Origin of the sequence: Crossiella sp. S99.2 (assembly GCF_023094165.1) — a bacterium.
GTDB lineage: Bacteria > Actinomycetota > Actinomycetes > Mycobacteriales > Pseudonocardiaceae > Crossiella.
In genome coordinates, this window is record NZ_JALMDK010000003.1 from 67,990 (window position 1) to 82,511 (window position 14,522).

At 68.3% G+C, this 14,522-nt stretch carries 6 protein-coding genes; 3 read left to right on the forward strand and 3 right to left on the reverse strand.

Annotated features, from left to right (window positions below; genetic code table 11):
* The first annotated feature begins 96 nt into the window (after nt 1–96).
* A complete protein-coding gene (locus MZC64_RS11560) occupies nt 97–1,347 on the forward strand; it encodes a hypothetical protein (RefSeq protein WP_247757343.1) in 1,251 nt (416 codons plus the stop codon).
* On the opposite strand, the gene MZC64_RS11565 is transcribed toward MZC64_RS11560, so the two are convergent.
* From MZC64_RS11565 to MZC64_RS11575, 3 genes are all read right to left on the reverse strand, one after another.
* Entirely contained in the window at nt 1,344–1,904 is a 561-nt protein-coding gene (locus MZC64_RS11565; protein ID WP_247757342.1) for a hypothetical protein, read from the reverse strand. The two genes, MZC64_RS11560 and MZC64_RS11565, sit on opposite strands and share 4 nt — an antisense overlap.
* 33 nt (nt 1,905–1,937) lie before the next feature.
* A complete protein-coding gene (locus tag MZC64_RS11570; protein ID WP_247757340.1) occupies nt 1,938–2,768 on the reverse strand; it encodes a hypothetical protein in 831 nt (276 codons plus the stop codon).
* A gap of 188 nt (nt 2,769–2,956) precedes the next feature.
* Nucleotides 2,957–3,925, reverse strand: a complete 969-nt coding sequence (locus MZC64_RS11575) for a hypothetical protein (protein ID WP_247757338.1) — start codon at nt 3,923–3,925, stop codon at nt 2,957–2,959.
* A 334-nt stretch (nt 3,926–4,259) separates the two neighbouring features.
* Between MZC64_RS11575 and MZC64_RS11580 the strand changes: the two genes are divergently transcribed.
* Together MZC64_RS11580 and MZC64_RS11585 are read left to right on the forward strand one after the other, a co-directional pair.
* On the forward strand, nt 4,260–7,571 hold the full coding sequence (locus MZC64_RS11580; RefSeq protein ID WP_247757336.1) for a LamG-like jellyroll fold domain-containing protein: 3,312 nt from the start codon (nt 4,260–4,262) through the stop codon (nt 7,569–7,571).
* Nucleotides 7,571–14,479 carry a polymorphic toxin-type HINT domain-containing protein gene (locus tag MZC64_RS11585; protein WP_247757334.1) on the forward strand — a complete coding sequence of 2,303 codons (6,909 nt, stop codon included), beginning with the start codon at nt 7,571–7,573 and terminating at the stop codon, nt 14,477–14,479. Before MZC64_RS11580 ends, MZC64_RS11585 begins: the two co-directional genes overlap by 1 nt.
* Nucleotides 14,480–14,522: the final 43 nt, after the last annotated feature.

The window sequence follows — 14,522 nt, forward strand, 5'->3', positions numbered from 1 at the left end:
AGTGAACCCCGGGTTGTCTGGGCAACCCGGGGTTCGCCTTTGGGGTGCTACTCCCCGGAACCGCCCGAGCGTGGGCGGTCAGGGGAGGAGCAACACATGAGGGCTCGTTTGATCTCCGTCGCGGTGGTGGCCGCGGCGCTGAGCGCGGGGCTGGCCGTCCCGGCGCAGGCCGCGCCGGCGGATCCGTTGCCCAGCGGGGGGAGTTACGCCGCGCTCAAGGCGGCCAAGATGGTGCACACCGACCTCGCCGAGCCACTGCGCACGTTCCCGGTCACCGAGGACAAGGCGCGGGTGGGTTCCTGGCTGGACCAGGGTTTCCACTCCGCGAAGGTCTACCTCACCTTCGACCTGACCGGCATGCACGGCGCGGAGCTGCTGACCGCGCACCTGTCCGCGATCGAGACCGCGGGCGACTGCGAGCGGACCAGGGTCACCGAGGCGTGGGTTGTCGACGGGCACGGCGAGCCGACCTGGCTGAACCCGCCAAGGGAGCGGAGGAAACTGGCCGGGCCCAACTCCGTCGGCCCGTGCGCCGGTGTTTTTGTGGGCTGGCCCGCCGACGAGCTGGTGCGCGAGGCGGTGAACTCCGGCAAATCCAGCATCACCCTGGCGCTGCGGATGTCCGGCGCCGCGCAGCTCAACCCGGCCGACAGTCGGTCCTACGAGCGGCTCGCACTGGTGGTGCGCTACAACCGGGCGCCGAACGCGCCGACCGGGCTGGCGCTGATGACCGGGTCCACCAAGCGGGATTGCGTGGCCGAGCACCAGTTCATCAGCGACCCCAAGCCGCGGATGATCGGCACCATGTCGGATCCGGACCCGAACGAACAGCTCCTCGCCAAGTTCACCCTGGCCTCGACCACCGACCCGGCACACCGGGTGGAGGTGGACGGGGACTTCCGGTCCACCGACTACGCGCACGGCTACGTGCCGGCGAACTTCCTGCGGGACAACGAGACCTACGAACTCACCCTGCGTGCGGCGGACCCGTTCAACGCGATCTCGCCGCCGAGCGTGCCCTGCCGGTTCAGCACCGACTTCACCCGCCCGGACAAGGCGCCCGGCGTGGTGTCCACGGATTACCCGGCCGGTGACGAGGAACCGGGCCACGGCGGCATCGGCGTGACCGGCAAGTTCACCTTCAGTCCCAACGGTGTCAGCGATATCGCCGCCTACTACTGGGGTGTCGGCGACCGGATGCGCAGCACGCCCGCGAACGCCGACGGCACGCTGACCGTGGAGTACGCGCCGACCCAGGCGCACGGCCAGCGGATGCGGGTCTACGCCAAGGATCGCGCGGGCAACCTGTCCCCGGTGACCGAGTACCGGTTCTACGTCACGAGCTAAGGATGAGCGTTGGTGCGCATCGGGCGGTAAGCGTGTTCGCCCGGTGCGCCCCACACGTAGTCCTGGTGTTTCACCGGCGTGGAGCCGAAATCGTAGGCGCGGTACCGGCCCGCGGCGTAGTCCAGCCAGCGCTCGAAGAGCCGGACGTGCTTGCCGTCGGCGACCAGGATGTCCCCGGCGCGCAGCTGCGGTAGCTGGATCCGGTGCGCGACATCGGCCAGATCCGGACTGTCGCCGGGGCGCGGGGTGGCGTAGCTGGACCGCAGGCCCCAGGTCATGGAGACGAACCCGGAGCAGTCGGTGCGGTAGTACGGCCACCGGCAGCCACCCAGGGGTCCGCCCCAGTCGATGTCGGCATAGCCGATTCCCGTCTGGTAGCAGCGTTCCTGGGAGTACTGGAGGTTCTGCCGGTACCAGGTCTCGGCCCGCGCCAGCACCTGCTCGCCAAATCCGCTCGCCCTGCTCGCGGCCACCCCGGACCCGTCAGCGGCCACCGCCAGCAACAGACCGGCACCGATCGCGACGGCCCCCAGCCGCCCGCCCCTGCTCCACCCCATGCCACCATCTTGACATGGCTCGGCGAGCGCCGATCACCGGCTCGGCGGTGGGAAGAACCACTCGCCGTAGCGCAGCTCCTGGCCGCGGATGTGCTGATGTGGGTTGGCGAAGGCGGGGGTCACCGTCGTCGCGTCCGGGGTGAGCCACAGGTGGGTGTTCCACGCTCGCTTGTGGACGATCCCGGGATTGCGCAGCAACTCCCACGGCGGCACCAATTCCGCCCCACTGGACTCACCCTGGAAGCTCTCCCGCGGCGGCACCGGCACGAAGCCGAAGGTGGCGAAGTCGTGGATGCCCCGCTCGTGCACGTGCCAGTCCCGCCGGGTCAGGCAGAGGGGTCCGCGCCCGGTGGGATGCCGCTCCAGGTGGTAGAGGTCCCAATAGCCCCAGCCGGCCAGGGTGTAGGGGAAGTCGGGGCTGTGCGGGTGCAGGACGGTGCCGGACTCCGGGTTCGGCGCGTAGAAGAGCAGATCCGGCATGTTCAACGGCAGCAACGGTTTTGACCCGACCGGCAACGGGATCACCACGTGTGATCCGCTCAACGGAGAGTCGGTCCGCGCGATGGCCACCCCCGCGCCCTTGAAGCTGATGAACCCGTGCCCGAGCGCACCCCACCCGGTCGCCGCGAGCAGCCCGAGCTGCGCCCAGTTCCGCACGGTGCGCACCTGTTCGAGCGCGGGCAGTACCCGGTCCCGTTCCTTGCGGAGGTCCTCGGCCCGTTCCTCGGCGGTGCAGGCGACCGGGGGAGCGGGGGTGGAGGTGGCGGAGGCGGGCAACGCGGGCAGCAACGCGGCGAACAGCACCCCCGCCGCGATCCAGGACCAGGTGCGGTGGCGGGCGGCTGGGGTCGGTGACTGGTTCACGGTCCCTCCACGTCCAGGCGGATGGTCGGCCGCCCCGATGTTTCCGGCCCGCGAAAGTGACGCAGAAGAGGATGTCGCTCGTCCGCACCGTCGACAACGCCGCCGTGCGCCGGAATCAGCCCGTGCGGTGACCCGCGGTCACCCCGCCACCCGCCTGCCCACCGCCGTTACCCGATCGGCAAAGTTGTCTAGCCCAGCCGGCGCAGCACGAACTCGTCACTGCGCCCACCCCCGAGCAGCACATCCAGGCGCCCGGCCAGCGCGTACGGCCCGCAGTGCGTGCTGACCATGGTGGTCGGCGCCTTGTCCGCCCACGGCGTGGACCCGGTCACGCTCGCCGTCCGCCAGCCATCGGCCGAACGCACCTCCACAATCCGGTTCGCCGTGGTGTTGTCCACCGCCAGCAACCGGTTCCCCGGCCGCACCAGCAGTCCGTCCGGCTTCCCGATCGAGGCGTCCAGGGTGACCAGGTGGAACTTCGCCGGGTCGCGGAACGGAATCCGCACCAGGGCGCCCTTGGCCGACAACGCGCCGACGAGCCCGTGCGGCGTCCACACGATCCCGTTGAGCCCCCAGCCCGCCCCCACCGCACCCGCCAGCTGCGGATCGCGGACCAGGACGTCGGCCCGCCCGTCAGGGGTGACCCGGTAGACCGCGCCCGCGAGCGAGTCGGTCACGTAGGCGGTGCCGTCGGGGCCGAGCGCGACGTCGTTGGCGAAGTTCTGGGTGTCGGGGATGAGCTTGCCGAGATCGAGGTAGTGCAGCGCCTTGCCGGTGCGCAGGTCGTAGATGCCAAGGCTGGCGAGCTGGTTCCTGGTTTCCGGGGTGGTGCGGTCGCCGCGGCCGAGGTCGGCGTTGGTGACCAGGACGCGGCCACGCAGGTTGTCCACGGCCAGGCCCATGGTGGTGATGAGGCGCTGGTCGTCGACCAGGGTGACGGCGCGGTTGTCCGGTCCGACGGTGGAGACGGTGCCGTGGGTGATCGAGCCGATGAGGAACCTGGCGCGCACGGCGTCGTAGGCGACGCCCTCGGGATGGATGCTGGGGCCGGTGCCCTGGATGAGCGGCGGGCAGTGCGGGGGCGTGGTGGGGGTGGCGGTGGCGGGGGTTGCCAGGGTGGCGGTCAGCGCGATTCCCAGGGCTACGGCTCGTAACACGGTCTGGCCCCTTCGTCGGGTACGGGTCCCGGTCAGGCTGGCAGGCAGCGACGTCGCGTTGTAGCTACGAAGGTGTTCGTTACACGCTGTGGCAATCGTCGTAGCTTCGCGTAGTTACCCTGTTCGGTCTATCGCAACTGTGCGAACAAGCTGCCTATAGTTCGCCCCGCGGTTTCTGGCCGCGCGTCTGGGGGGCGCAGCCACGTTCTGGTCGTTGAGACCACGTGGTTCTTGAGGGGGAGCTGGTTTGAGGTTCGGCGCGCAGCGCTGCCTTGTGCAGCGCGTGATTCGTGCTGCCGTCATCACGACGGCGGCTGCGGTAGCACTGTCCACAGTGGCCACACCGGCCGTCGCCGCACCCGCGGCGCCGGTCCGGGAAGCTGCCACCGAGACCGCGGCGAGCAACGCCGCCAGAAGGCAGAACCAGCCGGTCAAGGTCACCGCGAAGACCACGGAGACCACTGAGGTCGTGGCCAACCCGGATGGCAGCTTCACCTTGACCGAGCACATCAAGCCGGTGCGGGCCAAGCGTGGTGACACCTGGGTGCCGATCGACCTGTCCCTGCGCACGCGTGCGGACGGTCTGGTCGAACCGGCCGCCTCTCCGGTGGACCTGCGGCTGTCCGGCGGTGGCGCCCAGGCGCTCGCGACGCTGGGTCGCGACGGCCGCGAGGTCGGGCTCGGCTGGGAAGGCGTCCTGCCCGCCCCGGTGCTGGACGGGCGGACCGCCACCTACCGGGAGGTCCTGCCCGGCGCGGATCTCGTCGTACGGGCCACGCTGACCGGGTTCAGCCAATTGCTGGTGGTCAAGAACGCCGAGGCGGCGAAGAACCCCAAGGTGCGCAGGGTGGTCTTCAACTCCCACACCAGGAACGTCACCCTCGGACTGGCCACTCCGACCGGCCGCGGCAACACGCCGGTGCAGACCGGTACCGACCTGAAGGCGGTCGACAGCGACGGAAAGCTGGTGTTCTCCGGCGAGGCGTCCCGCATGTGGGATTCCACCGGCACCGGGACTCACGCCGACCGGTTGACCGGCCCGGGGGAGGGCGGCCGCGAGGCGGCGATGGGCGTCGAACTGTCCGGGACCAAGCTGGCCGTGGTTCCCGATGCGGGGTTCCTCGCCGCTGCCGAGACGAAGTTCCCGGTCTATGTCGATCCCGAGTACTGGTGGACCGGGCAGCGCAACCATCACGTGGTGGTGCAGGACCAGTGGCCGAACGAGCGCAACTTCGACCGCACCGACGGCAAGCTGAGTGATCTCAAAGCCGGCTACGCCTATGACTATGAGGCCCGCAAGTGGGTCAAGTCGCGCTCCTACGTCGAGCTGAAGCTGAGCGACATGCACGGCAAGATCATTCACGACGCGTGGTTCAACGCCGACGTGATCCACTCCGGTGGCTGTGCGGCGGACAGGCCCACCCAGGTCCACGTGACCAGTGGCATCGATCCCGGCACGACCTGGAACGCGCAGCCGCGGCGGACCGGCCACCTCGGTGACTTCACCAACGTCAACAACCGTCAGCACTGCCCAGGAGCCAGCGGCGCCGAGATCAAGGTGACCGATCTGGTGCGGACCGGTGTGCAGGAACGGTGGTCGAACCTCACCTTCCTGCTCCAAGCCGCCAACGAGGGCAATGAGGACCACTGGCGGCGGTTCGACCTGAACCCGCGACTGATCGTCAACTACAACACCCCGCCCAACCCGCCGGTGGAACTCGGCATGGAGACCGGGCTCATCCCGTGTGTGCGGGGCGAGAACCGACCGGTCGTGTTCACCAAGACGCCCAGGCTGCGGGCACGACTGTCCGATCAGGACGGTGGCATGCTCGATGCCGGTTTCCGGGTACTGAAGGGCACTCCGGAGCAGCACACCTGGGACGGCAACGAGACCAAGATCGGCAACGTGCCGTCCGGATCCTTCGCGGAGGTGCGGGTGCCACCGGGGGTGATCACTGACGGCGAGGTTTACACCTGGCACCTGTGGTCGGGCGACTACGAGGCCAGCTCCTGGTCGGAGATGTGCGAGTTCACCATCGACAACGTCAAGCCGGGCCCGCCCGCGGTGTCCTCAGGTGACTACCCGGCAGGCCAGCCGTCAGGTGGTGCGGGCCAGACCGGGACTTTCCACCTCAAGGCCAACGGCACCAACGACGTCGAGCACTACCTCTACGACTTCACCGAACAGCAGGGCGGTCACCAGCCGAGCATCCGGGTGAACGCCGACCGGATCGGTGGCGACGCCGCGATCCGGTTCACCCCGACCCTGGAACGGCCACAGTGGTTGTCGGTGGTCTCGGTCGACCGGGCAGGCAACGTCTCGCCCATCATCCGCTACGAGTTCACCGTGGCCAGGCATGAGCCGGCCATTGCCGGTCTGGCCGCGCACTGGCGACTGGACGGCGACCTCGCCGACGCTTCCGGCAAGAACCGCCCACTGTCGGCATCAGGCGCTCCCTCCACCACCGCCGAGGGCTACCTCGGCAAGTCGGCGACCCTCAACGGCAGCAGCGAGCACCTCCGCAGGCCCGCCTTCGTGGACACCGCGAAGAGCTTCTCGGTCTCGGCCTGGGTGAAACTCGACAAGGACGACCGCTGGGGCACCGTGATCAGCCAGGAGAGCCACGCCGCGGATCGGCCTGCCAGCAGCTTCTACCTGCAGTACGCCGACGGCCCGGACCGGTGGGCCTTCGCCATGACCGATGACAGCAGGCCGGGCGGACCGCGGGTGGAGTCGGCGAATCCGCCGCAACTGGGCGCGTGGACCCATCTCATCGGCGCCTACGACGCCGCCAACGGCAAGCTGGTCCTCTACGTCAACGGCGTCAAGCAGGGCGAGGCGGTCGTGCAGGGCTGGAACGCCACCGGCGACCTGGTCGTCGGCGCGGCCAAGTTCGGCGGCAACACAGTGGACCACTTCCCAGGGCAGATCGACGACGTCAGGGTCTACGACCGGCTGCTGATCCCCGCCGAGGCCGCCACCCTGGCCAACCAGGCGGTGCTGCGCTCCCACTACGCGATGAACGAGGGCAGCGGCACGACAACCCGGGACCGGGTGACCGGTGGCACCGGCACGCTGCACGGCGGCTCCACCTGGGTCAGCGACGACTACACCGAGGTGCGCTTCAACGGGGAAACGGGCCCCAACGGCGGGCACATCACCGCGCCGCGACCGGCGATCCGCACCGACCGCTCGTACACCGTGATGGCCTGGGTGCGCCTGGAGGAGTTGACCGAGCACGCACAGGCGGCGGTCAGCCTGGGCGATCCGAATTTCTCGCCATTCGTCCTGGAGTACCGGCACGAGGAGAAGCAATGGGGCTTCCTGGTCTCCTGCGCCGGTGACCGGGCCTGCGGGTGGCACGCCCTGAGTGCCCCCGGACAGGCACAGACGAACACCTGGGTGCATGTGGCCGGTGTCTACGACCTGGCGAGCGGCAAAGCACACGTCTACCTCAATGGCGATCCGGTCGGCTCGGTGGAGAACGTCACCGGCTGGCATGGCGCCGGCGCCGAACTACTGATCGGCCGGGCCCAGTGGGAGCGGCAGCGAACCAACTACTGGAAGGGCTCCGTGGACGACGTGAAGATCTTCTCCGGTATCCCGACGCGCAATGAACTGCGGCAGCTGGCGGTGCGTTCCTGATGGGACGACGAACCTTGTTCCGCCGCTCGACCTGCGTCGCGCTCGGCCTCGTGTTGTTCTCCACCACGGTCTCGGCAGTCGCGGCGCCCGCCGCGGCGCCGGGGCAAGGCGTCCGGCCGGAACTCCAGAAGGACGTGTCCATCCCCGGCGGCCCGGTTCCGGTGCGGCCGATGCCGCACAGCGAGTCGGACAAGAAACTCGTCAAGTCGCTGCCCAAACCGACCTGGCCCGCCAACGGCGCCGCCGAGGTCGTGCTGCCCGCGGACATGCCACCGCAAGGGCGGGCCGCCGAACCACAGCCCTCGGGCATCGAACATCGCAAGGCAGGCGCACTACCGGTGGCGATCGGCCTGGTGCAGCGGAACCAGCAGGCCAGGAGCGCGGTCGAGAGCAAGGTCAAGGTCGAGACCTTCGACCAGAAGGCGACGGAGAAGGCCGGTCTCAACGGGGTTCTGCTCAAGGTCACCGACGCCGGGGGCGCCGCGGGTTCGACCGTGTCGGTTCAGGTCGACTACGGCGGCTTCGCCGACGCCTTCGGTGGTGACTACGGCACCCGGCTCCGCCTGGTGCAGTTACCAGGCTGTGTGCTGACCACGCCGGAGAAGCGGGAATGCCGGGTGGTGACCCCGGTCCGCACCGACAACCACGCGAGTGATCGCAAGGTCACCGCCCGGATTCCGCTCGATCAGTCCACTGTGGAGGGTCGATCGGCCGGTGCCGCCGCGGGCGGATCCGTGCTCGCGGCCACCGCCGCGCCGAAGGGCTCGGCCGGCACCTACAAAGCCACCTCGCTCGCGCCCTCCGGCAGCTGGTCCGCCGGCAGCTCCAGCGGTGACTTCGGCTACTCGCTGCCGATCCGGGTGCCACCGGCCATCGGCGGCGCCCCACCGCAGGTGACCCTCGGCTACTCGTCGGGATCACTGGACGGGCGCACCAGCGCCACGAACAACCAGAGTTCCTGGGCCGGTGACGGCTGGGACCTCAGTCCCGGCGGGTTCATCGAACGGCGGTACAAGAGCTGTTTCGAGGACAAGGGCGGCAACCAGGGCAGCCGGGAGACCGGGGACTCCTGCTGGGTGGAGGACAACGCGACCCTGGTGCTCGGCGGCACCTCGTCCGAACTGGTCAAGGACGAGGCGAACAACCGCTGGCGTCCCAAGAAGGACGACGGCTCCTACGTCGAGCTGCTCAAGGGCGCGACCAACGGTGACAATGACGGTGAGCACTGGAAGGTCACCACGACCGACGGCACCCAGTTCTTCCTCGGACGCAACCGGCTGCCTGGCTGGACCGAGGGCAAGGACGAGACCAACTCGACCTGGACCACCCCGGTCTACGGCAACCACGACAAGGAGCCCTGCCACGTCCGGAACTCCTACCCGGAGTCCTTCTGCCAGCAGGCCTGGCGCTGGAACCTCGACTACGTGGTGGACCGGCTCGGCAACGTCACCACCTACTACTACGACACCGAGATCAACCACTACTCGCGCGATATGTCGCTGGACGCCCCCACCAAGTACGTTCGGGCCGGCAACATCAACCGGATCGAGTACGGGTTGCGCGCAGGCGGCGTGTACCAGGACGCGCCCATGCGGATCCGGTTCGAGCCCGCCGAGCGCTGTGTGCCCGAGGGCGCCATCACCTGCGACCCCGGCCAGCTGAACAAGGACAACGCCAAGTCCTGGCCGGACGTGCCGTTCGAGCAGATCTGCGATCCTGGCAAGGAATGCACGGGGAACTACGCGCCCTCGTTCTTCAGCCGCAAACGGCTGGCCAAGATCGTCACCGAACTGCGCAAGGACAATGCCACCGGCCCGCAGGACTACCGGCCGGTCGACTCCTGGACCTTGCGGCACACCTTCCCCGCCGCGGGTGACGGACTTGCCCCGGCACTGTGGCTGGCCGGCGTCACCCACACCGGGCACGTCGACGGCACGGTGGCCAAGCCGGAGGTGAAGTTCGGCGGCACGTCCAAGGCCAACCGGGTAGACGCCACCGAAGGCATTCCACCGCTCACCCGGTACCGCCTGACCTCGATCACCGGTGAAGCCGGTGGACACACTGAGATCAAGTACACCGATGCGGACTGCCGCCGGGCCGACCGAATGCCGGCCAAGCCCGAGTCGAACACCCAGCGGTGCTACCCGATCTGGTGGGCGCCACCGGGTGCGGTCGACCCGATCCTGGACTGGTTCCACAAGTACGTGGTGGAGGTCGTCGTCGACGACGACCGTACCGGTGGATCCAGGCCGGTGACGACCGCGTACCGGTACAAGGACAACGACGCCGCCTGGCACTACGACGACAACGAGTTCGCCAAACCGGAGCACCGCACCTGGTCCTCCTGGCGCGGGCACGGCGAGATCCGCACGATCAGCGGCGATCCGGGCACGACCCAGTCGATCACGGACACCTTCTACCTACGCGGCATGGACGGTGATTTCCAGCCCGGCGGCAAGCGCAAGGTCTCGGTGCTGGACTCGGAGAAACGCCCTACCGTGGACCACGATCTGCTGCAGGGACAGGTGCTGGAGGCGATCCAGTACAACGAGGGCAAGGCCGTGGCCGGGTCGATCAACGTGCCCGAGCTGAAGGGGCCGACCGCGACCCACGGCGACGATCAGTCCTTCATCGTCAACATCGGCGCGGTGCGCCACCGCACCCTGCTGGGCGACGGCACCTGGCGACGAACGAGCACCACGACGTCCTTCGACAAGTTCGGCATCGCCGAGATGGTCGAGGAGAGCGGCGACCTCGCCGTCACCGGCGATGAACGGTGCACCCGCACCAGCTACGCCCGCAACGAGGGCAACTGGGTGCTCGGCCTGGCCTCTCGCGTGCACACCGTGGCGCTGCCTTGCGCCGCGGGCACCGGCAAACCCGGCGATCTGGTCAGCGACGTGCGGTCCCGCTACGACAACAAGGACTTCGGCGTCGCGGTGACCAGCGGCCTGGTCACCGCGACCGAACGCTGGGACGGAACGAAGTACCAGCAGCTCACCGCGACCTCCTACGACGTCTACGGCCGGTCCACCGAAGCCGTCGACGTCAAGGGGGTGCGCAGCAGGACCAGCTACAGCCCGGCCGAGGGCAAGCCGGTCAAGGAGATCACGGTCACCAACCCGCTGGGCCACCAGAACAAGCGAATCCTGGAGCCTGCCTGGGGCACACCGGTCGCCGAGATCGGCGCCAATGGTGAGCGGTCGGACCTCAAGCACGATCCGCTCGGCCGGGTGCTGAAGGTCTGGACGCCGATCCGGCCGAAGTTGGCCAACCCGGACAAGCCGAGCACCGAGTTCAGCTACGAGTTGCGGACCGACGGGCCGACGGTGGTGACCACCAAGGCCATTCGCGAGAACGGGTCCTACTCCGAGTCCTACAAGCTCTACGACGGTCTGCTCCGGGAGCGCCAGGCCCAGCACCAGGCTACCGAGACCGGCCGGATCATCACCGACACCTGGCACGACTCGCGTGGGCTCGTGGTCAGGACCAACGGCGCCTACCACAACGAGCATCCGGTCTCGAAGGCCCTGCACGGGGTCAAGGACAACCTGATCCCCAACCAGAACACGACCGAGTACGACGGGCTGGGGCGGGTCACCGCGTCGGTCCAGCGCAAGCACGATGAACCGCTGTGGCAGACCACCACCCGCTACGAAGGCGATCGCACCCACGTCACTCCGCCGGCGGGTGGCGTGGCGACGACGGTGATCTCCGACGCCCGCGGCCAGATCGTCGAACGCCGTCAGTACCACGGTGGGCAGCCCACCGGCGGCTACGACGCCATGACCTATGGCTACACCACCTTCGGTGAACTGACCAAGGTCACCGACGCCGCGGGCAACGTCTGGGAGTACAAGTTCGACCAGCTCGGTCGCAAGACCGAGGACCACGACCCCGACCGCGGCCGGACGATCTACCGCTACGACCAGTACGACCGGCTGGCCGCCACCACCGACGCTCGGCAGAAGACGCTCTCGTACCGCTACGACGACGTCAACCGCAAGCGGGCGCTGCACGAGGAGACCGCGTCCGGTCCGGTCCTGCAGGCCGAATGGACCTACGACACCCTCAAGAAGGGACTGCCCACCAGTTCGACCCGCTACATCGGCGGCCAGGCGTACACCACCCGGGTCGGCAAGTACGACGACACCGGCAGACCGCTGAGCACCGTGGTCAACATCCCCGCGCAGGAGGGCAAACTCGCCGGCGACTACACCTTCCGGACCGAGTACAAGCCGGTCACCGGACAGGTCGGGGCCACGATCCTGCCCGAGGCCGGCGGCCTGCCACTGGAGCGCATCACCCACAGCTACAACGACATCGGGATGCCGACCGAGACCAGCGGCATCAACACCTACGCCCAGGAACATCTCTACACGGCCTTCGGGGAAACCCGGGGGGTGACCCTGGGCGAAGGCGCCAACGTCGCGTTCCTGACCAACTTCTACGACCCGAGCACCCACCGGCTGGAACGCTCGGTGCTCGACCGCAACGCCAAGCCGGGCTCGCGGATGGCGGACCGGAACTACACCTACGACCCGGTCGGCAACATCACCCGCATCGCCGACGTGCCCGAGGGCGGCAAGTGGGACACGCAGTGCTTCCGCTACGACCACCTGCGCAGGATGACCAAGGCGTTCACCCCGGGCACCGGCGACTGCCGCACCGATCCGCGACAGGTCGGCGAACTCGGCGGCGCCGCGCCGTACTGGTCGGACTTCGGTTACGACGTGGTCGGCAACCGCACCAGCGAGACCCAGCACACCGCGCAGGGCCCGGTGACCCGCCGTTTCCAGCACCCCGACCCGACGAAGCCGCAGCCGCACACCGTGCGCGGCGTCACCAGGGAAGGCCCGAACGGCACGGCGAAGGACGAGTTCACCTACGACGCCACCGGCAACACGGCGACCAGGAAGGTCTCCGGCTCCCTCCAGACCATGGACTGGACCGCGGAGGGTCGGCTGGCCAAGGTCACCGAGGCTGACGGCAAGTCCTCGACCTATGAGTACGGACCGGACGGCGGCCGGCTGCTGAAGCGCGAACCCGGCCGGACCACCCTGTACCTGCCGGGAACAGAGCTGAGCCTGCCGGACAACGGCGAGGTGACCGCCAAGCGCTATTACTCCCACGGCGGCGCCACCGTCGCGGTCCGCGGCTCGGTCTCGGGCCTGTCGTTGATGTTCAACGACCACCAGGGCACCTCCGGGGTGTCGGTGAACGCCACGACCCTGGCGGTGGACAAGCGATACCAGGACCCGTTCGGCATCCCACGCGGCACCGAACCCGGTTCCTGGCCCGACGACAAGGGATTCGTCGGCGGCACCAGGGACGCCACCGGACTGACCCACATCGGCGCCCGGGAGTACGACGCGTCCCTGGGCCGGTTCATCTCGGTGGACCCGCTGATGGACCTGGCGGATCCGCAACAGATGCACGGCTACTCCTACGCCAACGGCAACCCGGTGACCTTCTCCGACCCCAGCGGCCTGGCGATGGATTGCCGGCCGAACTGCTACGAGGGCGGGGTCAACCACAACGTGGTCACCCCGCCGGGGGTGAGCCGGGCTCAGCGAGTCGCGGGGGAGAACACCCGTATCGCCCGGTCCCAGCGCAACGCGCGTTACCGACCCGGCGACGCCGCCCCGTCGCCGTCGCCATCGCCCAAGACGATCCGAATGATGGTCTACAAGCCGAAGCCGGAGTCCTTCTGGGATCACACCCTCGACTTCGTGGAGGGTGTTGGCGAGGTCGCGGTGAACGCGGTCCAGGGGGTTTACGCCGTAGCTACCGCTGCGGCGGACTGTGGCATGGGCGCCGGCTCGGGATCGGTCGCGGCGATCGGCGGTACCACGTGTTCGCAGATGGCCGAGGGCGTCGTGGCGATGATCGAGGATCCGGGCAAGGTCATCGACACGATGATCGAGCCGTTCAAGATGGCGTGGGAGAACGGCGAGTACGGCAGGCTCGCGGGTCTCACGGTGGGCACCGTGGCCGAGGTGATTCTGGGTACGAGGGGACTCGGCCCGGCGGTCAAGACGCTGGACACCGCCGCGGATGCGGCCGCCAGCGCGGGGAAACGCGCCAAGCCGCCGTGCCACAGCTTTGTGCCAGGGACGCTGGTGTTGCTCGCGGATGGGACTACTCGGGCGATTGAGGACCTGGTGCTCGGGGACACGGTGCTGGCGACCGATCCGGAGACCGGGCGTACCGAGGCACGGGAAGTCGTAGCGACGCTCACCAGCGCGGGTTTGAAGAATCTGGTCGAGATCACTGTGGACACCGATGGCCCGAGCGGTGACGCGGTGGGCAAGGTCGTTGCGACGGACAAGCACCCGTTCTGGGTTGACGACCAGGGCCGTTGGACAGATGCGGCTGACTTGCGACCTGGCGATGCGGTACTTGACTCGCAAGGCGTGCGAGCCACAGTGGTTGGGGCTCAGTATCGGGCTGCCGTTCAGCGGGTGCACAACCTGACAGTGGATGGCATCCATACCTACTACGTTCTCGCGGCGAGTACGCCGATCTTGTCGCACAATGTCAACACCCCAAGTGGTTGTGGTCCAAACGGCGAACCAATTTATGACATCCCAGCGGGTTCCAGTGGCGGTTTCGGGGCTGGGCAGCGCATTTCTCCAGGTGATCTTCGGGATTACAACATTGGAGTCAATGCGGACCCGAGTCTTCCGACGCCGTTGTGCTCATATTGCAGACAGAATCCGGCTCAGGCGGTGGATCACGTGCAGCCACGTGTTAGAGGCGGCGACCGGACTGATCTAAACCTGACGCCAGTCTGTAAGCATTGCAACAGCTCCAAGAGGGATAATGGTGCTCCGCTGAATTTTCCGCCGAACTATCATGGTCCCTGGCCTCCGCCGCACTGGCCGCCGCACGTGCAAAGAAGGTAGCTTAATGACTGGGGTGTGGATCTGTTGCGACGGTCCAGTATAG